The sequence below is a fragment of the Roseibium sp. genome, assembly GCF_051016195.1.
GTDB lineage: Bacteria > Pseudomonadota > Alphaproteobacteria > Rhizobiales > Stappiaceae > Roseibium.
On record NZ_CP134616.1, the window covers coordinates 4,876,498 to 4,897,471 of the forward strand.

Annotated in this window: 23 protein-coding genes; 5 read left to right on the forward strand and 18 right to left on the reverse strand. The window is 57.9% G+C overall.

Annotated elements, in window-relative coordinates; genetic code table 11:
- The first annotated feature begins 113 nt into the window (after positions 1-113).
- Together RDA78_RS22205 and RDA78_RS22210 are read left to right on the forward strand one after the other, a co-directional pair.
- Positions 114-266, forward strand: a complete 153-nt coding sequence (locus RDA78_RS22205) for a DUF1127 domain-containing protein (protein WP_319387387.1) — start codon at positions 114-116, stop codon at positions 264-266.
- Positions 267-656: 390 nt separating this feature from the next.
- Positions 657-806 (forward strand): DUF1127 domain-containing protein, encoded by a 150-nt coding sequence (locus tag RDA78_RS22210; RefSeq protein WP_434051951.1) that lies wholly within the window; start codon positions 657-659, stop codon positions 804-806.
- 131 nt (positions 807-937) lie between these two features.
- On the opposite strand, the gene RDA78_RS22215 is transcribed toward RDA78_RS22210, so the two are convergent.
- Positions 938-1,453: a hypothetical protein gene (locus RDA78_RS22215; RefSeq protein ID WP_434051952.1), complete on the reverse strand. Its 516-nt coding sequence runs from the start codon at positions 1,451-1,453 to the stop codon at positions 938-940.
- Positions 1,454-2,042: 589 nt separating this feature from the next.
- On the opposite strand from RDA78_RS22215, the gene trmFO reads away from it, so the two are divergent.
- The gene (trmFO, locus tag RDA78_RS22220) at positions 2,043-3,461 is read left to right on the forward strand and encodes a methylenetetrahydrofolate--tRNA-(uracil(54)-C(5))-methyltransferase (FADH(2)-oxidizing) TrmFO (protein WP_434051953.1); all 1,419 of its coding nucleotides are present in this window, start codon (positions 2,043-2,045) and stop codon (positions 3,459-3,461) included.
- Positions 3,462-3,486: 25 nt separating this feature from the next.
- On the opposite strand, the gene RDA78_RS22225 is transcribed toward trmFO, so the two are convergent.
- From RDA78_RS22225 to yajC, 5 genes are all read right to left on the reverse strand, one after another.
- Complete coding sequence (locus RDA78_RS22225) at positions 3,487-4,338, reverse strand: phytoene/squalene synthase family protein (RefSeq protein WP_434051954.1); 852 nt, start codon at positions 4,336-4,338, stop codon at positions 3,487-3,489.
- Positions 4,339-4,365: 27 nt separating this feature from the next.
- The gene (locus RDA78_RS22230) at positions 4,366-4,743 is read right to left on the reverse strand and encodes an Mth938-like domain-containing protein (RefSeq protein WP_434051955.1); all 378 of its coding nucleotides are present in this window, start codon (positions 4,741-4,743) and stop codon (positions 4,366-4,368) included.
- Between the two features lie 9 nt (positions 4,744-4,752).
- The gene (gene secF, locus RDA78_RS22235; RefSeq protein ID WP_434051956.1) at positions 4,753-5,703 is read right to left on the reverse strand and encodes a protein translocase subunit SecF; all 951 of its coding nucleotides are present in this window, start codon (positions 5,701-5,703) and stop codon (positions 4,753-4,755) included.
- A gap of 15 nt (positions 5,704-5,718) precedes the next feature.
- Positions 5,719-7,329: a protein translocase subunit SecD gene (secD, locus tag RDA78_RS22240; RefSeq protein ID WP_434051957.1), complete on the reverse strand. Its 1,611-nt coding sequence runs from the start codon at positions 7,327-7,329 to the stop codon at positions 5,719-5,721.
- A 67-nt stretch (positions 7,330-7,396) separates the two neighbouring features.
- Positions 7,397-7,729: a preprotein translocase subunit YajC gene (yajC, locus tag RDA78_RS22245; protein WP_434051958.1), complete on the reverse strand. Its 333-nt coding sequence runs from the start codon at positions 7,727-7,729 to the stop codon at positions 7,397-7,399.
- 238 nt (positions 7,730-7,967) lie between these two features.
- On the opposite strand from yajC, the gene RDA78_RS22250 reads away from it, so the two are divergent.
- Complete coding sequence (locus RDA78_RS22250) at positions 7,968-8,840, forward strand: ATP-binding protein (protein ID WP_434051959.1); 873 nt, start codon at positions 7,968-7,970, stop codon at positions 8,838-8,840.
- Positions 8,841-8,886: 46 nt separating this feature from the next.
- Here the strand turns inward: RDA78_RS22250 and RDA78_RS22255 are convergent, their stop codons facing one another.
- From RDA78_RS22255 to nagZ, 11 genes are all read right to left on the reverse strand, one after another.
- Positions 8,887-10,065 (reverse strand): peptidoglycan DD-metalloendopeptidase family protein, encoded by a 1,179-nt coding sequence (locus RDA78_RS22255; RefSeq protein WP_434051960.1) that lies wholly within the window; start codon positions 10,063-10,065, stop codon positions 8,887-8,889.
- Between the two features lie 451 nt (positions 10,066-10,516).
- Entirely contained in the window at positions 10,517-11,209 is a 693-nt protein-coding gene (locus RDA78_RS22260) for a protein-L-isoaspartate(D-aspartate) O-methyltransferase (protein ID WP_434051961.1), read from the reverse strand.
- Between the two features lie 20 nt (positions 11,210-11,229).
- Positions 11,230-11,988: a 5'/3'-nucleotidase SurE gene (gene surE / locus RDA78_RS22265; protein WP_434051962.1), complete on the reverse strand. Its 759-nt coding sequence runs from the start codon at positions 11,986-11,988 to the stop codon at positions 11,230-11,232.
- A 117-nt stretch (positions 11,989-12,105) separates the two neighbouring features.
- Entirely contained in the window at positions 12,106-13,386 is a 1,281-nt protein-coding gene (serS, locus tag RDA78_RS22270; RefSeq protein WP_434051963.1) for a serine--tRNA ligase, read from the reverse strand.
- 71 nt (positions 13,387-13,457) lie between these two features.
- Positions 13,458-14,258 carry a twin-arginine translocase subunit TatC gene (gene tatC, locus RDA78_RS22275; protein ID WP_434051964.1) on the reverse strand — a complete coding sequence of 267 codons (801 nt, stop codon included), beginning with the start codon at positions 14,256-14,258 and terminating at the stop codon, positions 13,458-13,460.
- Positions 14,255-14,707 (reverse strand): Sec-independent protein translocase protein TatB, encoded by a 453-nt coding sequence (gene tatB / locus RDA78_RS22280; protein WP_434051965.1) that lies wholly within the window; start codon positions 14,705-14,707, stop codon positions 14,255-14,257. The genes tatC and tatB overlap by 4 nt, the downstream gene beginning before the upstream one ends.
- A 40-nt stretch (positions 14,708-14,747) precedes the next feature.
- A complete protein-coding gene (locus RDA78_RS22285) occupies positions 14,748-14,972 on the reverse strand; it encodes a twin-arginine translocase TatA/TatE family subunit (protein ID WP_305985536.1) in 225 nt (74 codons plus the stop codon).
- 132 nt (positions 14,973-15,104) lie between these two features.
- Entirely contained in the window at positions 15,105-16,244 is a 1,140-nt protein-coding gene (locus tag RDA78_RS22290; protein ID WP_434051966.1) for an ABC transporter ATP-binding protein, read from the reverse strand.
- Complete coding sequence (gene scpB / locus RDA78_RS22295) at positions 16,244-16,942, reverse strand: SMC-Scp complex subunit ScpB (RefSeq protein WP_434051967.1); 699 nt, start codon at positions 16,940-16,942, stop codon at positions 16,244-16,246. Before scpB ends, RDA78_RS22290 begins: the two co-directional genes overlap by 1 nt.
- Positions 16,932-17,771 carry a segregation and condensation protein A gene (locus RDA78_RS22300; protein WP_434051968.1) on the reverse strand — a complete coding sequence of 280 codons (840 nt, stop codon included), beginning with the start codon at positions 17,769-17,771 and terminating at the stop codon, positions 16,932-16,934. The genes scpB and RDA78_RS22300 overlap by 11 nt, the downstream gene beginning before the upstream one ends.
- Before the next feature lie 11 nt (positions 17,772-17,782).
- Entirely contained in the window at positions 17,783-18,802 is a 1,020-nt protein-coding gene (gene nagZ / locus RDA78_RS22305; protein WP_434051969.1) for a beta-N-acetylhexosaminidase, read from the reverse strand.
- A 121-nt stretch (positions 18,803-18,923) separates the two neighbouring features.
- Here nagZ and RDA78_RS22310 point away from each other — a divergent pair, with 121 nt between their 5' ends.
- Complete coding sequence (locus tag RDA78_RS22310; RefSeq protein WP_434051970.1) at positions 18,924-19,940, forward strand: alpha/beta hydrolase; 1,017 nt, start codon at positions 18,924-18,926, stop codon at positions 19,938-19,940.
- 10 nt (positions 19,941-19,950) lie between these two features.
- Here the strand turns inward: RDA78_RS22310 and RDA78_RS22315 are convergent, their stop codons facing one another.
- On the reverse strand, positions 19,951-20,880 hold the full coding sequence (locus RDA78_RS22315; RefSeq protein ID WP_434051971.1) for a DMT family transporter: 930 nt from the start codon (positions 20,878-20,880) through the stop codon (positions 19,951-19,953).
- Between the last annotated feature and the right edge of the window lie 94 nt (positions 20,881-20,974).

Consider the following 20,974-nt stretch of genomic DNA (forward strand, 5'->3'; position numbering starts at 1 on the left):
ATTGCATGCCTGTCATGCGGATATGGCACTTCTTTTATTTCAGTTGGTGAATTATATATGGATTCAACAATGACGCAGACGGCAGAACGTGCTGCGCAACAAGGAATAAGAGAATGTTCGACACTGTGCGCAAAAAGTACAGCAACTGGGTAAGCTACCGTCGTGCGGTTGATGAATTGTCCCGCCTTTCGGTCAGAGAACTCCAGGATCTCGGCATCAGCCGTAGCGACATCAAGTTCGTCGCTCGCCGGGGATTTGACGGCTAAGAATTAGAGATCGCGTCCGAGGGCATCCTCCTCCCAGCCCAACGACGTGTGACACGCAGGACATCCTCCTCCCAGTCCTGCATCGTCGAAACGACGCCCGCCAGTACCTCCTCCCACTGGCGGGCGTTCGTTTGTCCGGCATCCTGTTCCATGAAAACCCTGTGCGCCTTCACTTTCTTCGCAACTGCGAAACAAAGGTAGATCAGACGTGCCTTCTGAAAATCCATTGATTTGTTAACTAATTGTATCCTTGCAATTTTTGCATATCAGCTTCGCGTTTTCCCCTCTACCTCGCAGTGCACAATTTTTCTATATACCGATTGTAAGAGATGAACGGGCCAGACGCCGATCCGCGGTGCCATGGCCATGAGATAGCGAAAGGCCTAAACCATGATTGATGCTGTTGTACGCAAATACAATAACTGGAAACGCTTCCGTCAGACTTATGACGAGCTGTCCAGCCTGACCAACCGTGAACTGGACGACCTCGGCATCGCACGTGGCGACATCAGCCGCTTTGCACGTCAGGCCATCAAGTAACACCTGATTGCGGTCCGCAAGCATCCTCCTCCCAGCTTCCGGACCGCATTTGCTCTGCGCAAGCGCAGATGCTCATAAAAAACACCTGCCGGTACCTCCTCCCACCGGCAGGTGTTTTTTTGTTTGTACGGTCAGGGGAGCTGCGGTTTCAGACCTGTGATCAATCCCGCGAAGGCCTTTTGTTCAAAAAGCGTCTTTCCGGTAAACCCGATTTTCCTATCGTCCTCGATGATCCGCGCCATCTTGAAGAAATGATAGAACTCGGGGTTCGCTGATTTCAGCAGATCCGCGTACGCGATCCGGTATGTTTCTGGAACTTCGACCGGCTTGTCTGGATTGGACTGGCTGAACCCGTGAAAGACGAGCCTTGCCTCCGGCGCCATCCATCGTTCGTCTGCAGCCAGAAACATGAAGGTGCAGCCGGACATGCATGTCGATCCTGTGTCCACATGCGCAACGAACTTTGTTCCGTGCGACTGTGCCGTCCTCATCAACTCCACAAGTTTGAATGACGCCCCTGCCTCACCACCGCGCGGCAAGTTGAGATGTAAATGGATCGGACTGTCCTGGTCCTCGGCAAGCGCCAGTTCAAGAATGGCTTCTACAAGATTTCTATTGAACGATGAGGGGCTTTCGGGTCCGATCACTCCAGAAACCGTGAGATGATTGCCCTTTCTTTCGACATCAAAGGCATTCGCTCCTGTCGCTCCCGTGCCCAAAACGATGGCCGTGAGCAAACAAGGCGTCAGAGTTTTTCCGGCGGACATCCGTTTCACTGTAAGCGCCGCAGCGCTGCGGCAAAGCGCAGCGAATTTCGCCGCGACACCCGGGTTATCTTGCGCAATTGAGTGCATAATATATGCCTTCGCATTCCTTCCCACCGTCATAAAAGTGTCGCTGTAAGTGCCCGCTCCTCACAAGCGCATTTGTTGCGCTTTTTCTGGCGTTGAGAAAAAATCAAAATCCCTTTTGTTTAAAGTAATTTATGCTCTCACGAGGTGTCGCATGACTGTTGTTATGCCCACATCGTAAGCATCCTGTCGTGCAGGCTTGGTGTAATTTTGCAGCTGCCTGTCAGAATCAGCGCTTCTCGAATTGCAGTGCGCACGCGAACTTCGTGGTGAAGACATTGCAGAGACAGGCTGTTGCCTGTAATCAGGGCATAACGATTTTGAACGGGCCGCCAGGCGGACGAGCGTTGTCCCGAGGGCCCGAATTTGACCTCAGGAAACACACATGACCCCGATTCACGTCATTGGTGGCGGCTTGGCCGGATCAGAGGCCGCGTGGCAGATGGCACAGGCCGGACTGAATGTTGTCCTTCACGAAATGCGTCCCGTCCGCAAGACCGACGCTCACCAGACGGATGGACTTGCAGAACTGGTTTGTTCGAATTCTTTCCGTTCAGACGATTCCGAGCAGAACGCCGTCGGACTGATCCATCACGAACTGCGTCAGCTCGGGTCCCTGATCATGCAGTCCGCAGACGCCAACCAGGTCCCTGCCGGCAGCGCGCTGGCCGTGGATCGGGATGGATTTTCAAACGCGGTTACAGACGCACTTGAGAAGCACCCGCTCATTCGGATCGACAGGCAGGAAGTAGCCGGACTACCGCCAGAGGACTGGGAGAAGGTCATCATTGCGACCGGGCCCCTGACCTCGCCCGCTTTGTCTGCCGCCGTACTTGAGAAATCCGGCGAGGATTCGCTGGCATTTTTCGACGCGATCGCGCCGATTGTTCATTTTGACACGGTCGACCTGTCCAAGGCCTGGTTTCAATCAAGATATGACAAGGTCGGCCCAGGCGGTACGGGCAAGGACTACCTGAACTGTCCTCTCGACAAGGACGGCTACGAGGCCTTCATAGATGCGCTTCTTGGCGGTGAAACCGCCGATTTCAAGGAATGGGAAGCCAGCACTCCCTATTTTGACGGATGCCTGCCGATCGAAGTCATGGCGTCCCGGGGACGGGAAACGCTCCGTCACGGTCCCATGAAGCCCATGGGGCTGACAAACGAACATCAGCCGGACATCAAAGCCTATGCCGTGGTTCAGCTTCGCCAGGACAATGCACTCGGCACGCTCTACAACATGGTCGGGTTTCAAACGAAGTTGAAATACGGTGCCCAGGCCGACATTTTCCGCATGATACCGGGACTTGAAAACGCGCAGTTTGCGCGGCTTGGCGGGCTGCACCGCAACACGTTCCTGAATTCTCCGAAAGTGCTGGATGGATCTCTGCGCCTCAACGCAGATCCCCGCATCCGGTTTGCGGGTCAAATCACGGGCTGTGAGGGGTATGTCGAGTCGGCAAGCGTTGGCTGCATGGCAGGACTTTTCGCCGTTATGGAAGCCCGGGGACGCGGCGTCGTCACGCCTCCCGCCACAACGGCAATGGGCGCCCTGCTCGGTCATATCACCGGTGGACATATCTCACGCGAGGACGGTGCTGGAAAACCCCGGTCATTCCAACCCATGAACGTCAATTTCGGTCTGTTTCCACCGATCGAAACACCCACCAGGGACTCGGATGGCAACCGGCTCAAGGGCAAGGAAAAGGCAAAAGCCAAGAAACTGGCGATGACCAACCGCGCCAAACAGGATTTCGCGCACTGGAAGTCGGGCCTCGGCATGGACGTCCTTGCTGCCGAGTGACGGCAACGCCGACGATCTGAACGTCTCAGATGCGTGAGAATGGACGCTGCGAACCGCGCCACAACAGCCATTGCGTCCTGAGCTGAGACATTTCAATGGGTTGTTTCAGCGCGTCTGTGCCCTGTCCCTCAAATCTCTTGAGATATGGTTCGACAAGAACCAGTGGCAGAAAAGCATTGCGGCAAGTCTCAGGAACTGATTGGGCTTCGTTGCGGACACGGTTCAGATGGTGCCGGACATGGTCACGCATTTCCTTGAGCACAGCCTGAAGCTGCGGCGTCATTTCTCCTCGGAAGACGGTTTCCGGATCGAGCGCATGTCTTTCACAGATATCTGTCGGCAGAAACATCTGCCTGCGCGACGCGTGCCAGGGCAGCGCGCGCATGAGCCCCGTAAGCGCATAGGCAACGCCGGCATGCCCTGAAGCGGTTGATGTCTTCGGGTCCACGCCCTTATTGAGAACGAGGCACACCAGCTGGATCAGGCCGGAGACGGTTTCCCCGGCATACCCTTCAAGATCATTGAGACTTGGCATCGGATCATCATAAAGATCGAAGATCCGGGCCTCGGTCATTGCAATCAGACCCTGCCGCGGCAAATTGTATTTCTGAACCGTCGACAGGAGAACGTTGGCGACGGGATGGGAGGCAACCGCCCCGTGCTCGGTCCCCTCCAGAAGATCGCGCCACCATTGAAGCCTGACTTCGCCGGGTAGCGGTTCCGACACGACCTCCCGAACACGTGCGATTTCCGCGTTGAATGCGTACAGCGCCATCAGCCCCGGCCGGTGCGCCTCCGGTGCCAGAAGCGCACTGAGGTACCTGTCCCTGTCATATCGGCGAACCGTTTCAGCTGCATGATCGAAATCAGAGGTCATGAACGCCCATATGGCACAGGTGAGAAATTAGTCTACCGGCAGAAGGGCTGCGGCAACGGCCCGGTCCTCGGACAAAAGAACGTTCAAAGTCCTGATCGCAGCGCCGGTCGACATCGGGTCAGCCAGGATCGATGCCTCCCGGAACAATGCTTTCAGATCCGGGGACAGCGGGCGCAGATCCGGTCCCGTCCCGACCAGAAGGACTTCAATATCAGCCTGTTCCTGAAAAACCCGCTCGAAGGCTTCTTCGCCGAATTGCGATGGATCGCTCACGTGCCAGCCATAGATGCCGCTGGGGACGCAGAGAAGCGCCCCCTGATGTGACATGTTCGCGAAGCGGAACCCGCCATTGCCATAGGCATCGATGGGCGCCCGGCCCGGGAAATGCGCGTCGCGGATTTCCATCGAACGTCCTTAGGCCGTTACCTTGGCTTTTGCGTCCTTTTCATCATCACCGTCATTCCGCGACATGGCGTCCGGACGCAGTTTCAGAAGGATCAGGAACGGTGCCGCCAGGAAGATCGAAGAATAGGTCCCGATCACGATGCCGAAGATCATCGCCAGCGTGAATGACTGGATAACCTCGCCCCCGAAGACGTAGAGCGCAATCAGTGCCAGAAGCGTCGTTACGGAGGTCATCGTCGTGCGCGACAGCGTTTCGTTGATGGACTGGTCCAGAATATCGGTCAAAGGCCGCTTTTTGTATTTGCGCAGGTTCTCGCGAATCCGGTCATAGACCACAACGGTATCGTTGAGCGAATAACCGATGATCGTCAGGACTGCCGCGATACTCGACAACGAGAAGTCCAGTTGCAACAGCACGAACAAACCGATTGTCACAACAACATCGTTTGCTGTCGTCAGGATCGCGCCCACCGCGAAGTGCCACTCGAAGCGGAACCAGATATAGATCATGATCGCCAGCAGCGCGGCTGCGACTGCAATGGCACCTGCCTGGGCAAGTTCTCCCGACACCCTCGGGCCAACGACTTCAACACGGCGGAAGTCGACATTGTCATCGGCAAAGATCGTGCGCACGTTCTGTACCACGGTCTGCTGGGCAAGTTCTCCACCCGGCTGTTCCTCGACGCGGATCAGGATATCGTCAGGAGCACCGAACTCCTGAACCTGCACATCCCCGAGATTGAGCGACGACAATTCGGACCGGATCACTCCGATGTCGGCGGGTCCGTCCGTCTTGATCTCGATGATTGTCCCGCCTTTGAAATCGATCCCGTAGTTCATGCCGACGGTGAAAAAACCGGTAAGGGACGCAATCACGAGCACGATCGACAACGGAAAGCTGAACTTCCGCAGCCACATGAACTTGATGTGTGTGTTGTCCGGAACGAGTCTTAGCAACATTTCTTTTTCCCCGGATCAGATCGGAAGTTCGGAAGGACGGCGGCGCCGTATCCACAGCGCGACAAGCAATCGGCTGAACGTGAACGCGCAGAAGACAGTCGTGAAAATGCCGATCGCGAGCGTGACCGCGAAGCCGCGAACGGGCCCTGAACCGAGCTGGAACAGGATGACAGCCGCAATCAACGTGGTGATGTTCGCATCGAGAATGGTGCCAAGAGCCCGGCTGTAGCCTGCGTCGATGGCCGATATCACGGATCGCCCGGCGCGGGATTCCTCTCGTATTCGCTCGAAGATCAGAACGTTCGCGTCGACCGCCATACCGATTGTGAGCACGATGCCGGCAATGCCAGGCAGCGTGAGCGTGGCCTGAAGCACCGTCAATGCACCGAAAATCAGGAAGATGTTCGTCATCAATGCCAGGTCGGCGATGATGCCGAAGCGGCCATAGGCAAGGATCATGAAGATGATGACGGCAGCGCCCGCGATGATTGATGCAATCCTGCCCGCCTCGATTGAGTCTGCGCCCAGACCCGGCCCGATTGAGCGTTCCTCGATAACGGTCAGTTCGGCCGGCAGTGCGCCCGCACGCAGCAAGGTGGACAGATCCTGCGCTGCCTCGATGGTAAAGTCTCCTGAGATCTGCCCCGAACCACCGATGATCGGCTCGCGGATCACGGGAGCGGAGATAACCTCGTTGTCGAGGACGATCGCAAAGGGGTAGTTCACGTTCTCGGTCGTGACCCTTGCAAACTCCCTTGCACCCGACTGGTTGAACCGGAACGTCACGACCGGTTCATTTGAATACTGACCGAACGCAACCTGGGCGTCGACCAGGTCTTCGCCCTCCAGCAGGGGACTCGATTCAAGCAGGTAGGGAATCGGAGGATCGTCGACGGACATGAAAACAGACGTGCCCGCCGGCGGCCTGCTCTGCATGGCCTGTTCGCCGCTCATGTTCCGGTCCACGAGATGGAACGTGAGCTTTGCAGTCGTGCCGATTATGTCCTTGAGACGCTCTGGGTCGCCTTCGCCCGGGGCCTCGACGAGAATGCGATCCGTGCCCTGTCTTTGGATATTGGGTTCTGTCGTGCCGAGTTCATCCACCCTGCGGCGGATGACCTCGATCGACTGCTGAACGATGGCCTGCAAGCGATTTTCCAGGCCGGCATCGGAATAGGTGAAGCGGACGAGGCCATTGTCTTCGACCGTCATGTCGAATTCGTCGACGGGCTGGCCCCCGAACAGGTTCGAAACAAGCGGATTGACGAGCGGTACGAGGCGTTCCCTAGCTTCATCCAGACGCGTCAGATCCCGTATCCTGACCTGTACGGAGTCCGGTCTCGCGTCCAGTCCGGTGTAGCCAATTCTCGGGTTATCCCGCAACACGTTACGCACGTCGCTTTCCAAAGCAACAAAGCGTTTTTCGATATAGTCCGCCTGATCCACTTCATAAAGCAGATACGCCCCGCCCTGGAGATCGAGCCCCAGAACCATCTGGTTTTTCGGCAGAAAGTCCGGCCAGCTTTCCAGTTGCTTGGCCGAGAAGAAATTGGGCAATGTCATGATGAAACCGGCTACGACGACAACCAGGATCAGCACAATTTTCCAACGGGCGAAATGGAGCATGTTTAAGCCTTAATGCGGCAGGTCGGACCCTGTCCGGCCGGCAAATAGATCGGAGCGGGCCGTTCTCTCAGGAATTGTCTTTGGCGGGCTCGGACTTGGAGCGCACTTCCGATACCATCGAACGAACCACGCGAACCTTGACCCCCTCGGACAACTCCACCTGAAGTTCACTGTCATCTACCACTTTGGAGACTTTGCCGATAAGCCCGCCGGTGGTCACAATGGTGTCACCGCGGCGCAAGTTCGACACCATTTCCTGATGTTGCTTCATCCGCTGGCGCTGGGGCCGGATGATCAGGAAATACATGATCGCGAAGATGGCCACGAAAGGCAGGATCTGGATCAGGAAACCCGGACCTACAGCTCCGGCGGATTGCGCGTACGCTGGGGTGATGAACATTCAACTCTCCTAGGTGGCGTTTGTTAGGCGTCTTGCCTGTTGGCCAAACGGTCAAACGCACTGAATTCTGGTGGCGCGGACTATAACGGCGGCGCGCCTCATTTCAAGCTTTGCAAGCGGATTCTGGCGTACCGGTATGGGAATAACAGATGTTTTCGCCTTCCCTGCCCCATGCTACTCCTCCCGCCACATGCTTCAGGGCCTCACATGGGCCTTTTTGAATAGGGTTGCAAGAAAAATGAGCTCGCAAAACGACCTTGCATCTTTGAATGCCAAACTCGATTCCCTGATTGAGTTGATCGGCCGGGCGGTGCCCCTTCGCGCCGAGGCGCCGGACTGGACGAGCGCAGAGGCTTTTGTCTGGGTTCCAGAGCCTGGAAACCTTCAAGCGGTGAAGAAGGTCAATCGGGTGGAACTCTCCCTCCTGTGCGCTGTTTCGCGCGTCCGCGACCTGCTTATGGACAATACGCGACGGTTCGCGGAAGGACTGCCCGCCAACAACGCCCTTTTGTGGGGTGCTCGCGGCATGGGCAAATCCTCGCTGGTCAAGGCGGCGCACGCGGCCATTAATCAGGAAAAGCAAAGCTCTGACCTGAAACTGATCGAGATACATCGCGAAGACATCGAATCATTGCCCGGGCTCATGTCCCTGATACGGACGGCCCCCTTCCGATTCATCATTTTCTGCGACGATCTGAGCTTCGACAACGACGACACGTCCTACAAGTCGCTCAAGGCCGTGCTTGAGGGCGGGATCGAGGGCCGCCCGGACAACGTGATCTTCTATGCAACGTCCAACCGGCGGCACCTGCTGCCGCGCGACATGATCGAAAACGAGCGCTCGACAGCGATCAACCCGGCTGAAGCCGTTGAGGAAAAGGTTTCCCTTTCCGACCGGTTCGGTCTCTGGCTCGGCTTCCACAAATGCAGCCAGGACGACTATCTCGAGATGGTTCGTGGCTATGTCGCCTTTCACAAACTGGATATGCCCGAGGAAGATTGGCGGCCTCAGGCCCTGGAATGGGCAACAACACGCGGCAGCCGTTCCGGCCGCGTCGCCTACCAGTTCATCCAGGATCTCGCGGGCAGACTGGGAAAGCCCCTGACGTGAAAAAGCCCGGCATAGGCCGGGCTTCCAACTCTTTGAACCAGGTCCGTTACCGCTTGGGCAGGTGGTTCAGCGGATCGACGGGTTTGTTGCCCTTGCGCAATTCGAAATGCACCTGCGGCTGGTTCACCGATCCGGTCGCACCGGCAAGGCCGATCACATCACCACGGCGGATCGTGTCACCGCGCTTGACCTTCAGTTCGCTGTTGTGGGCATAGGCCGAAACCCATCCCTCGCTGTGCCGGACAAGAACAAGATTGCCGTAACCCTTCAGCTCGTTGCCGGAGTAGATCACGGTCCCGTCGTCAGCGGCCTTTACCGGTGTGCCTTCCGGTACGGCCAGGTTGACGCCTTCATTCTTGCCGCCGCCCGGCTTCGTGCCGAAGTCGGAGATAATCCGACCGCGGACCGGCCAGCGGAACTTCGCGTCGGATGACACCGCATCTTGAGGGCTGTTGCTGGCTTTCGGCGTCTTGATCGGCTCCGTCGGACGCGGCTCCTGTGTCAGAGCCGGCTGCGGCAGTGCGACCTTCTGCACGGGGGCGGACGGCGCGGCATTTGCCGGTGGAGCAACGGTCTTCGTTTTAGCAGGTGCGACGGACGAAATGGATGCTGTCGTCAGGCCGGCGTTGGAAACGGCAGGCTTGCGCTTCGGCAGCGCGGTAATCTGAATGACATCCACTTCCTCGACGACGGCCTCACTGACACTGATCTGCGTGAACGTCGGTTGCTGGGCAGGCTTGCGTCCGGGCTGCGGGGCGCTGCCCGCACTCGTCGGGACAGAACCTGTCACGACTGTCTCGTTCCGGGCAACGGCAGGCAGTTTCACCTTGCCGTTCTCGCCTTCCGTCGCACTGGAATGACCGTTGCGTTCGGAATAGACGTAGGTCGGTATGATGATGCCTTGTCCGGGCTTGACCTGACTTGGGTCGCTGATGCCGTTGACCGAGGCAACGGCCTGCACCGGAACGCCGTAGCGCCGGGAGATTGAATTGAGGCTGTCGCCCTGGCGAACCGTGACGCGCGTTCCGCCGGCAGCGGTCCAACCCTTCCAGTTCTTTCCATTTGCGGAACTGACCGTTTCCGGTGCCGGAAGCGTCGACACCGGCGCCGCCTGGCTCACGGGTGCAGACGTCGCTGCAGGCGCTGGCAACGGTGCAGACTGGATATCCGAGCGCTGCCTGGAAACCGAACCGGTCGTGACCGGCGCCGCACTTGACTGCGGCAACCCGGCTGCTGTCCCACCCGGGCCGTTGGCAATGTCCTGATATGTTGGCTGCGCGGGAGCGGGTGCACCGTTCAGTATCTCGCGCTGGTTCTGCGTATTGCCGGTGTAATAAGGAGGTTCTCCAAACCGCTCAACGGCGCTGGAACAACCCGAGAGAAATACTGCGACCAGTGATACTGTCGCTGCTTTACTCAGTAGATCCCCGCGGAGGGAACGCATCCGCTTTTTCATCGCCTATACTCATACCGCTAACAATGGCTGTTATGGTTAAGAGTAAACGGCAGTAAGGTTTATAAAGACTAAAGATGCTGGTCGAATACCACGAAATCGGCCTGTTTCCGTCGATTTTTCATATGGAATACCTGTTTTGCCACGCTCAACATAGTAAATCCGGAGACGACTCACCTGCTCGGGATTCGCGATACCCGTCCTCAAGATTCTTTTTGCGGCTTCACAGCTTCAACGCCATCCCAGGTTGCAGCATCACCGTTCGCACGGGTATCAGCGTGTCTGCCGTCATGACACTCTCGGATTTGGTGAACCGGATCAGCGATTGCGGTTGCTTTGCCTGTCCGATGGGTGCCACAAGTATGCCACCCGGTTTGAGCTGCTGGACCCAGTTGTCCGGGATCGAGGTGATTGCAGCCGTGACCACGATTCGGTCAAACGGGCCCTTCTGTTTCAATCCATCGAAACCGTCAGCCTGGGTTGCCGTAACGTTGTCCAGTTTGAGAGCCGCGAAACGCCGATTGGCCAGATCTGTCAAAGTGGCAAACCGGTCAACGGTTTCGACCCTCGCAGCAAGATGTCCCATCACCGCCGACTGATAGCCGGATCCGGTTCCGATCTCCAGCAGCGAATGCTCCGGTGAAATGTCCAGGGCCTGGACCGTGTAGGCCACCATGGACGGAGCTGACAGGGTCTGTCCGCATTCAATCGGCAAGGTGACATCATCATAGGCAAGACCGTGATGGCGCGCGGGCAGGAACAGTCGCCTCGGAATACGTTCAATCGCTGTCAGAACGTTTCTTGCGCCAACTCCTCGACGTCTCAGCGTCAGGACGAGCGCCGCACGTGCTTCCGCCTCGTCCGGCAGTGCCGAAGATTGCTTTGCCCCTTCCTCGCCGGGCGGGAGACCGGCCATGCACAACTCCCTTCGCGGGCTTATCTCAGCGCATCGTTCAGGTGATCCAGAAGATCGTGCGCCGTCAGGTCTATGCGTAGCGGGGAAACGGAAACATATCCATCGGCAATTGCCTGCAGGTCCGAATTATCAAATACGGATTTGCCCCTTTCACGGAACCGGAGCCAATAGTAGGCGTATCCCCGACCGTCCTGACGCTCGTCGATCGTCAATCCGCTCTGCTCGTGATGCCCCTGAACCGTGACCCTGGCGCCTTTGACGTCTTCCGGGCGACAGGCGGGAAAATTTACGTTGAGCAGGCTATAGGGCGGCAGTTCGAAATCGATGAGTTTCGCGAACAGGTCCGGGGCATGGGTCTCCGCGACGGCGTAGTTCGGCTCAGCCCTGACATCCCAGTCGTAAGCCTGGGACACGGCGATGGAACGAATTCCGAGGATGGCCCCTTCCATTGCCCCGGCAACCGTTCCCGAATAGGTGACGTCTTCAGCGATATTCTGTCCGCGATTGATCCCGGACAGAACAAGATCGGGCTTGCCTTTCAGGACATTGTGCACGCCCATGATCACACAGTCCGTCGGTGTGCCCTTGACGGCAAAACGGCGCTCATCAAGTTCACGCAATCTCAGCGGATCGTTCAGTGTCAAGGAATGCGCGACACCGCTCTGGTCGGTTTCCGGTGCAATGACCCATACGTCGTCCGACAGCGTGCGCGCGATGCGCTCCAGAGCCGTCAGTCCTGGAGAATGAATTCCATCATCGTTCGTGATCAGGATACGCATGCGGAAATTTCCCCCTCAGGAGTGAGATAATTCAACGCGGGCCAAGGGCCCATGTCGCAATGAAAGAGCAACGGACGGCGGAACAGTTGCGCGCGCCGCCCGTTCGGTTCTTCAAAATCAACCAATCTTTTCCAGGCCGCCCATATAGGGCCGCAAAACATCCGGCACGGTGACTGTCCCGTCACCATTCTGGTAATTTTCGAGAACCGCGATCAGGGCCCGGCCAACGGCGATGCCGGATCCGTTCAGGGTGTGAACGTGAACGGGCTGCTTGCTGTCCGAGGGTCTGAACCGGGCGTTCATGCGTCTTGCCTGAAAATCGCCGCAGACAGAGCAGGACGAAATCTCGCGATATGCATCCTGCCCCGGCAACCAGACCTCAATGTCGAAGGTCTTGCGCGCTCCGAAACCCATGTCTCCGGTGCACAAGGTCATGACCCTGTAGTGCAGCCCGAGCTTCTGCAGCACCTTTTCCGCACAGCCGAGCATCCGGTCAAGTTCGTCGAGAGACCTGTCCGGCGTTGTCACCGAAACCAGTTCACATTTCTGGAACTGGTGCTGGCGCAACATCCCGCGCGTGTCGCGCCCGGCAGATCCGGCTTCCGATCTGAAGCAGTAAGTCAATGCCGTCACGCGCAACGGTAACGTATCTTCAGCAACGATTTCGCCGGCAACCAGGTTCGTCAGTGGAACTTCCGCCGTCGGAATCAAATAGTGATCCGTGGTCGTCTTGAAGAGATCCTCTTCGAACTTCGGCAACTGGCTCGTCCCGAACAGGGGACTGTCATTGACAAGAAGCGGCGGCGACACTTCCGTGTAGCCATGCTCCCCGGTATGCAGGTCAATCATGAACTGACCGAGTGCCCGCTCAAGGCGCGCAATCTGCCCCTTCAGAACGACAAAGCGCGAGCCCGACAGCTTTGCGGCCGTCGCAAAGTCCATGTCACCAAGCGCCTCCCCAAGTTCATAGTGCTCCTTGGGAGCCTCGTTGAACTGAAAGGTCGGCTTTTCGCCGTGCGATTTCAGAATGACGTTGTCGTTTTCGTCGTTGCCCGTCGGCACATCCTCGTGCGGCAGGTTCGGTATCACCGCCATCGCAACTTCCAGGTCGCCAACCAGCCGGCGCTCTTCCTCTTCGCCGGACTGAATGAAGGCCTTGATCTGGGCGACTTCATCAATCAGCTCCTGCGCACGCGCGTCATCACCCGAGCCCTTGGCCTTGCCGATTTCCTTCGAGGCTGCGTTGCGACGCTCCTGTGCTTCCTGAAGCTTCGTGATGTGGGAGCGGCGGGAATCATCCAGTGCGATCAGTCTGGCCGAAGACGCTTCAAAGCCGCGTCTGGCCAATGCCTGGTCAAATCTGTCTGGGTTTTCCCGTATCCACTTAATATCAAACATCTTCGCTTCCCGAACGACGGTCGTTGTCAAAACAATCCGTCCGGGAGACTGGAAAACGCGTGCCGACTAGATCAAGCCGTCGCGTCTTCCGCTTCGCGTTCAGCTTCCCGCTGCGCGCGCTGTCGCTCTATAAGCCTCACGGACAGAATGGAGACTTCGTAGAGAAGCAAAGTGGGGAGCGCAAGACCGATCTGCGAGATCGGATCAGGTGGTGTCAAAATTGCAGCAGCTGCGAATGCCCCGACAATTGCGTATTTGCGCTTCTTTTTGAGGTCTTCGGAACTGACCAGCCCTGCCCGCCCCATCAAGGTCAGGACGACCGGCAACTGGAAGACCAGCCCGAAAGCGAAAATCAGGATCATGATCAGACCGAGATATTCGCTTACCTTCGCCAGGTGCTGGATCGCGACCTGGCCCTCTCCGGGAAGCTGTTCCTGCGACAGGAAGAACCCCATCGCCATCGGCATGACGAGGAAATAGACGAGGCACGCACCGATCAGGAACAGGATCGGGGTTGCCATGAGAAACGGCAGGAATGCGCCGCGCTCGTGCTTGTACAGGCCGGGAGCCACGAACATGTAGATCTGGCTTGCGATAACAGGAAAGGCCAGAAACAGCGCCCCGAACAAGGCAAGTTTCAGCTGGGTGAAGAACCACTCCTGCGGCGCGGTAAAGATCATCTCGACAGGATGTCCTTCGCCGACGGCACGCAGATACGGGATCGTCAGGATGTTGTAGATGTCCTGCGCAAAATAGAAGCAGACAATGAACATCACAAGGATTGCGCCGATGGACCACATCAGGCGCTGCCGCAGTTCAATCAGATGTTCGATCAAGGGCGCCTTTGAGGCGTCGATATCATCCTGGCTCATGCCTTAACATCTTCCGTCGCCGGAGCCTTGTCCGGCGTGTTCGCGGCATCGGCCTTGGCAGCTGCCGGTTTCGGTTCAGCATCCGCAGCTCCGGTTTCAACCGGCGGGGCCGTGTCCGAGGCCGGTTCCTCGTCGGCAGACGCCGGTTTGGTCGTCATCGGCCGGGACGCCTTTTGCGCAGCGTCTTCCTCGATCGACTTCTTCAGATCGCCGAGCGGATTGAAATTGGCCACGTCTTCAACCTGCTTCTTCATGTCGGCAATGTCGGCCTGCTGCTCTGCCTCCCGCAAGGCGTCGTTGAACGTCGACTGGAATTCACGCGACATTCGCCGCATTTTTCCCAGTGTCTGCCCAAGCGTGCGCAACATGCGCGGCAGGTCTTTTGGCCCTACGACGATGATTGCAATACACGCAATCACCATGAGCTCGGTCCAGCCGATATCGAACATGAGAACTCTCGTCCCTTAAGGAGACGCGATGCAGATTAGATCAGCTCGCCTTGGTCTGATCTTCAGCTTTCGCAGACGGTGCCGCGTCGCCGGCCTGATGATCGATGGTCTTCGGAGCATCGGCAGTGTCGTCTTCGGCCATGCCTTTTTTGAAGCTTTTGATACCCTTGGCTACATCGCCCATAAGTTCGGAAATCTTGCCACGTCCGAACAGCAGAACCACCACCACTGCGATGATCAAGATCTGCCAAATACTAATGCCCATACGCCAAACTCCTGATAAACGGCTTAAAGCCCTTTGGCCCTTTTACAAAAACGGCCCTCGCCCTGCAACATACACCTGAAGAACATTTTTCGCCGTTAAACAGATTGATGACACTCAGGGCATCCACTTTCCCTAGACTTGGGACTCCTTGCGGGAAAAAACAAGCACGTCTTTAGGATCAGTATCAACCGCGACGTCCATTCCGGCTTCCCAGGTGCTCCCGGCACGAACTCTTGCCTGCACCGGATGATCAAGGCCCTCAATCGCAACGGACAGCAAATCGACCTCGCCAACGAATCTTTTCGACGTGATCCGGCCCGGCACACCGCACAATCCCGCCTTGTTCAGGCAAATGCCCTGCGGCCGGATACACACATCGACCCGATCGCCTTGCTCGCCCGTGCCCACTTTCATAAGTCCAAGCGCGGTTTCAACGCCTGCCGAAGTCACCTTTCCCTCGATCTGGTTCAACTCGGAAAAGAAACGGGCAGCGAACAGATCGACCGGCTTGTTGTAAAGCTCCGCCGCCGTGCCGTGCTGCACAAGCTTCCCGTGGCGCATGAGTGCGATCTTGTCACCCATGCGCATCGCTTCTTCCGGATCATGGGTCACGATGATGCAGGTTGCGCGTGTTTCCCGAATCACTGCGAGCGTCTGATCGCGCACACTGTCGCGCAGACGCTTGTCGAGGCCGGAGAACGGTTCGTCCATCAGGAGTATCCCGGGACGCGGAACCAGCGCTCGCGCAAGCGCGACCCGCTGCTGCTCGCCGCCGGACAATGCGTGCGGATAGTCCGAGGCGTAGTCCGAAAGACCAACTCGGCCGAGTGCCGCGAAGGCGGCAGCCTGGGCTTCCGTTTTCGTCAGGCCCGTCAACCCGAACATGACGTTTGCCAGAATGCTCATGTGCGGAAACAGGGCGTAGTCCTGGAACATCAAACCTACACCACGCTTTTCCGGGGGCAGGAACACCGAATCGCCGGCGATCTCGCGGCCGTTGATCAGGACCTTGCCCTCGCTTTGTCTTTCAACCCCTGCGGCGATCCGCATCAAGGTTGTCTTGCCGCAACCGGAGTGCCCCAGGAGGCAGAGTATTTCACCGGGCGCAACCGAAAGGCTCAGATGCCTGACCGACGGCACGCCATCATAGTCGTGCGAGATATCTTCGAAGACAAGACCTGCAGCGATGGTCGCACCGGCGGTTCCGGGCGCGCCCCAGTTCAGCGAGTGTCCGTTTCCGCTGGCAAGTTGCGGCTTGTCTTCCTGTGGCATCAAGCTCCGGCGGTCTCTTCCGCGTCGTCATCAAAGAAAGATCCGTCTTCTAAAGGATCTTCGTCTTCCGTCAATGCCACTTCATCGTTCGGGGTCGGAACAACAAATGATGCGGGCACCGCGCTGTCGAGCAGCCCCGCTCCCTTCAGCTCTTCAAGACCAGGCAGATTTTTGACGTTTTCAAGCCCGAAATGGACCAGAAACTGTTCTGTCGTTCCATAGGTCACGGGCCGCCCCGGTGTACGCCGACGGCCCCGCATTCTGATCCAGGTTGTTTCAAGCAGGACATCCAGTGTGCCCTTGGACGTGGAAACCCCTCTGATCTCCTCAATTTCCGCGCGCGTCACCGGCTGATGATAGGCAATGATCGCTAACGTCTCGAGCGCCGCCCTGGAGAGTTTGCGCTGTTCCTCGACATTGCGATGCATCAGGTAGGCGAGGTCTTCGGCCGTCCGGAAGCACCATTTCCCCGCTAGACGGACGAGGTTGACACCCCGCGGTTCATAGAGTCTTTGCAGCCGCTCCAGAAGCGCAAGCACGTCCGTTCCCTCAGGCACGCGAAGGGTCAGCTCTTCAAGCGACAGCGGCTCATTGGAGGCAAACAGCAAGGCTTCAACCATCCGCTGACCGGCCAGGTCGACATTGAGATCATCTCCAGCCTGTTCGACGAGATCCGGATGCTCGTCCTCAGACGTCATGGGCGTCGTCCTTCACGATGGAACGGATATAGACCGGTGAGAATGCTTCGCCCTGGCGAATCTCGACCTGACCCTCGCGCACCATTTCAAGGCTTGCGGAGAACGTGCTGGCAACGACCGTTGCCCAGTCCTTGTTGTCGTAAAGATAGTCTCGCAAATAAGCGTTCAACGGAGCCCATTCGCTGACACGGCCAACGAGCCTTGTGAGGAGGACCCTCGCCTCCTGCAAAGACCAGACTTTTCTCTTCAATACCCTGACCGAGGTAACCGACTGCCTTTGCCGCTGGATGGCATATGCGGAAAGCAGATCGTAGATCGAGGCATCCCAGATGCTCTTCTGCTGCACCGACATGGTCTCCGGATCTCCGCGGTGGAAGACTTCCCTCCCCTGGCGGCTCCGGTTCATCAGCTTTTCGGAAACCTCACGCATTGCTTCCAGCCGCCTCAGCCTGAACGCGAGCGCCGCCGCCAGTTCTTCCCCGGTCGGTTCGTCTTCATCCTTTTGATCGGGCAGGAGCAGTTTTGATTTCAAAAAGGCGAGCCACGCTGCCATGACGAGATAGTCCGCCGCCAGTTCCAGGCGCATCCGCCGCGCTTCGGCAACAAAGGTCAGGTACTGTTCGACGAGCTGCAGAATGGAAATTTTCGCCAGATCAACTTTTTGCGTGCGCGCCATGCCGAGCAACAGATCCAGGGGGCCTTCGAAACCCTCAACGTCCACAACCAGCTGGGGTTCGGAAATCGCACGATCTTCGTCAGCACTCACGTTGCTCAGCAGGTCGTAGGACCCGTCGTCTGAAATCTGTCTATGCGTTTCCAGTTCAGCCATTCAAGCTCCGGTCAGGCGCCCTGCAGCCCGGTGATTTCGCGATACTCGTCCCGGGCCGCAGCGATGTCGAACCCGGGTTCGGGCGGTTTCAACCCATTGAGCGCCGTTTCGCATCGCCGCGCTGACTCGCCAGACAAGTCGGGTACCGCTTCGGCCACGGCAACCATCTCGCTCATCTCACCGTTGCAATGCAGGACAATGTCGCATCCAGCGTCAATTATCTTCCGAGAACGTTCGACGTAGTCACCCCCAAGAGCCTTCATCGAGATATCGTCACTCATCAAGCAGCCCGCAAACCCGATTTCCTTGCGGATCACATCCTGGATGACCTTCGTGCTTTGCGTTCCGGCAGTGTCAGGATCAATCTCAGTGTAGATGATATGGGCTGTCATTCCCAATGACACGCCCGAAAGTGCCTTGAACGGGCGGAAATCCACGCTTTTTAGCGCCACCAGGTCCGCTTCGACGCGCGGCAGCTCCAGATGACTGTCAACCCGTGCGCGCCCGTGGCCCGGAATGTGCTTGATCACCGGCAGGACACCGCCTTCAGAGGCGCCGTCAATCATCGCCTGGCCAAGCCGCGTGACGATCTCCGGATCGGCTGAGAGCGCTCTATCACCGATCGCATCGACCGTGTCCGGGAACCGTACATCCAGGCAGGGTAGACAATCGATCGTTATGCCGACCTCCACCAGATCCGACGCGATCAGCCGCGCACCCAGCCACGCTGCGCGCTCGCCTTTGCCGGGGTCCGACCGGAAGAGGTCGCCATAGAGTTTCGGTGCCGGATACTTGGGCCAGTTTGGCGGCTTCAGCCTCTGAACCCGGCCGCCTTCCTGGTCAACAAGAACCGGGGCGTTCTGCCTTCCGACCGCGTCGCGAAACGCAGATGTCAGTGCCCGAATCTGGTCCTGCGTGTCCACGTTTCGCGCGAACAGAATGAGGCCCCAGGGATCAGCCTCCCTGAAGAACGCGATTTCATCCTGCGTGAGTTTCACTCCGGCACAGCCGGACACAAAAGCCTTGGTCATTATTCCGGCTTAACCGGCACCTCATGACGCGTCAAGAAACCGGACACTTCCTCTTGCGTCCATCCCCCGAACTTGCAATCTAGACGCTCGAAAGCTCACTCAGTCAGGATTGGAGACCCCCATGCGTGCACGACTAGACATCCCGGCCGGTACGCTCCACAGGGTCTCCCACCGGTCCGAAATTCTGGGCCAGAACAGGCTCGGTGACACGGCAACACGCGAGATCGTCGCCTACGTGCCTCATGGGCATGATGGCGCGGGGTTGCCGCTGCTGGTCGATATTGTCGGCTTTACCTCGGGCGGACCTGCCCATGCAAACTGGAAGAATTTCGGCGAAAATGTTCCGGAGAGACTGGACAGGCTGATACATGACGGAGAGATGCCGCCGGTCGTGGTTGCGTTTCCTGACTGCTTCACCCGGCTTGGCGGCAACCAGTATATCGACAGCAACGTAATGGGACCCTGGGCGACCTGGCTGACGACCGAAATGCTGGAAGATGTCGAAGGCCGGTTCAAATGCGGAGGCACCGGGAAGCGCGCGTTGTTCGGCAAATCGTCAGGTGGCTACGGCGCTATCGTTCATGCGATGCTCCACGCCAATGTCTGGTCGGCAGCGGCCTGCCACTCCGGCGATATGGCGTTCGAATTGTGTTACCTGCCGGAGATGCCGAACGCCGTGCGGGCCATCGCGAAGGCCGGATCCATCGAAGCTTTCGTGACCGGTTTCGAGCAGGGGCCGAAATTTCCTGGAAATGCGCTTCATGACCTCATGACGCTGGCGATGGCGGCAACCTACGATCCGGATCCAAGCCCGGAAGTCTTCTGCGGGATCAGGCTACCCGTCGACATGGAGACCTGCGAGATCATCGGGGAACGCTGGCAGGCCTGGCTTTCCTGGGATCCGGTCGAGATGGTCGATGACCATGTCGATGCCCTGAAGTCGCTGAAGGGGCTCTGGATCGATTGCGGTTCCGTCGATCAATACAACCTTGTCTATGGCGCGAGACGTTTGCGCCGGAAACTCGACGGACATGGTGTTGATTGCGTCTACGAGGAATTCAACGACAATCATTCCTCGATCGATTACCGGCTCGATCTGAGCCTGCCGTTTCTTGCCAACAAGCTGTTGGGCGGCTGACCGGAAGCGCCTATCCTCTCCTCGATCCCTGCACTTTCCGGAAAGGCAGCGGACAGGACAGAACAAGACCACCCAGGATAATCAGACCGGCTCCAACTGCGGCAATGGGTGATGGAACCTCGCCCCAGACCACATAGGCAAACACGGCAGCCAGAACGACGCTGCTGTAGTAGATCGGCGCAAGCGTTGCCGCACCGGCGCGCCTGTAGGCGGAGATATTGAGAGACTGACCGATAATGGCAACTGGTCCAAGCCAGGCAAACGCCCAAAGACTGGACAATGGGATCTGCTGCTCACGAATGATCCAAAGGACGGGCAGTGTCAGCAGAACCGATGCAAATACGTTGACATAGGCCAGGATCGTAACCGTGTTCTCCCGCTGGGCGATATAGCGCATGATGAGTGCTTCACACGCCATGAAGACGGCAGCCATCAACGCCGCAACAACGCCATCCAGAGCGAGCGTCGTCTGGCCACCGCCACCGCTGACCGACCTGACCACCAGGTAGGCACCGATCGCGCAAAGTGCACCGGAAAGCCAATGGCGGCCCGTAATCAGTTCCTTCAGGATCAGCCCGGCAAGCGCGATCGCGATGATGCCCTTTGTCAAACCGATCGCAGTCGCGTCCGCAAGCGGCAGGATGCTGGCCGCGTGTATCGAACAGGCGAGACCCCCGATCCCGCAAAAGGCGCGCATCAGATGAAGTTTCCAGAGCGGACTCAGCTGCGAGACAATCGGCACCCGTCTTATCGCACCAAACCCAACGATCGTGACGGCCCCTCCCAAAAACCGAAGCCAGACCAGGACAACAACCGGCAGAAGGCCATCCGCGATCTTGCCGGCTGCAAAGACGGGCGTGAACGCGACCATGCCCGCGATTGCGAGACCATAGGCCAGGGCCGTATTTTCGCGGCGTATGTAGTCGGAATGCGGCGGCATCTCATCTCCTGCCTTCTCGGGATCCGATATCTATCAGCTATCGGGCATGCCGATCAGCCGCCAATTCATCATGCCCGCCATACATAAACGCATG

Excerpts from the sequence above, each read along its gene's own strand:
- RDA78_RS22310 (WP_434051970.1), top strand. The coding sequence starts at position 18,924 with ATGCGTGCACGACTAGACATCCCGGCCGGTACGCTCCACAGGGTCTCC.
- trmFO (WP_434051953.1), top strand. The coding sequence starts at position 2,043 with ATGACCCCGATTCACGTCATTGGTGGCGGCTTGGCCGGATCAGAGGCC.
- RDA78_RS22225 (WP_434051954.1), bottom strand. The coding sequence starts at position 4,338 with ATGACCTCTGATTTCGATCATGCAGCTGAAACGGTTCGCCGATATGAC.
- tatB (WP_434051965.1), bottom strand. The coding sequence starts at position 14,707 with ATGTTCGATATCGGCTGGACCGAGCTCATGGTGATTGCGTGTATTGCA.
- RDA78_RS22210 (WP_434051951.1), top strand. The coding sequence starts at position 657 with ATGATTGATGCTGTTGTACGCAAATACAATAACTGGAAACGCTTCCGT.
- RDA78_RS22260 (WP_434051961.1), bottom strand. The coding sequence starts at position 11,209 with ATGGCCGGTCTCCCGCCCGGCGAGGAAGGGGCAAAGCAATCTTCGGCA.
- RDA78_RS22300 (WP_434051968.1), bottom strand. The coding sequence starts at position 17,771 with ATGGCTGAACTGGAAACGCATAGACAGATTTCAGACGACGGGTCCTAC.
- RDA78_RS22230 (WP_434051955.1), bottom strand. The coding sequence starts at position 4,743 with ATGGAAATCCGCGACGCGCATTTCCCGGGCCGGGCGCCCATCGATGCC.
- RDA78_RS22315 (WP_434051971.1), bottom strand. The coding sequence starts at position 20,880 with ATGCCGCCGCATTCCGACTACATACGCCGCGAAAATACGGCCCTGGCC.
- RDA78_RS22250 (WP_434051959.1), top strand. The coding sequence starts at position 7,968 with ATGAGCTCGCAAAACGACCTTGCATCTTTGAATGCCAAACTCGATTCC.
- secF (WP_434051956.1), bottom strand. The coding sequence starts at position 5,703 with ATGTTGCTAAGACTCGTTCCGGACAACACACACATCAAGTTCATGTGG.
- surE (WP_434051962.1), bottom strand. The coding sequence starts at position 11,988 with ATGCGTATCCTGATCACGAACGATGATGGAATTCATTCTCCAGGACTG.
- secD (WP_434051957.1), bottom strand. The coding sequence starts at position 7,329 with ATGCTCCATTTCGCCCGTTGGAAAATTGTGCTGATCCTGGTTGTCGTC.
- serS (WP_434051963.1), bottom strand. The coding sequence starts at position 13,386 with ATGTTTGATATTAAGTGGATACGGGAAAACCCAGACAGATTTGACCAG.
- RDA78_RS22205 (WP_319387387.1), top strand. The coding sequence starts at position 114 with ATGTTCGACACTGTGCGCAAAAAGTACAGCAACTGGGTAAGCTACCGT.
- scpB (WP_434051967.1), bottom strand. The coding sequence starts at position 16,942 with ATGACGTCTGAGGACGAGCATCCGGATCTCGTCGAACAGGCTGGAGAT.
- RDA78_RS22290 (WP_434051966.1), bottom strand. The coding sequence starts at position 16,244 with ATGCCACAGGAAGACAAGCCGCAACTTGCCAGCGGAAACGGACACTCG.
- RDA78_RS22285 (WP_305985536.1), bottom strand. The coding sequence starts at position 14,972 with ATGGGCATTAGTATTTGGCAGATCTTGATCATCGCAGTGGTGGTGGTT.
- yajC (WP_434051958.1), bottom strand. The coding sequence starts at position 7,729 with ATGTTCATCACCCCAGCGTACGCGCAATCCGCCGGAGCTGTAGGTCCG.
- nagZ (WP_434051969.1), bottom strand. The coding sequence starts at position 18,802 with ATGACCAAGGCTTTTGTGTCCGGCTGTGCCGGAGTGAAACTCACGCAG.
- tatC (WP_434051964.1), bottom strand. The coding sequence starts at position 14,258 with ATGAGCCAGGATGATATCGACGCCTCAAAGGCGCCCTTGATCGAACAT.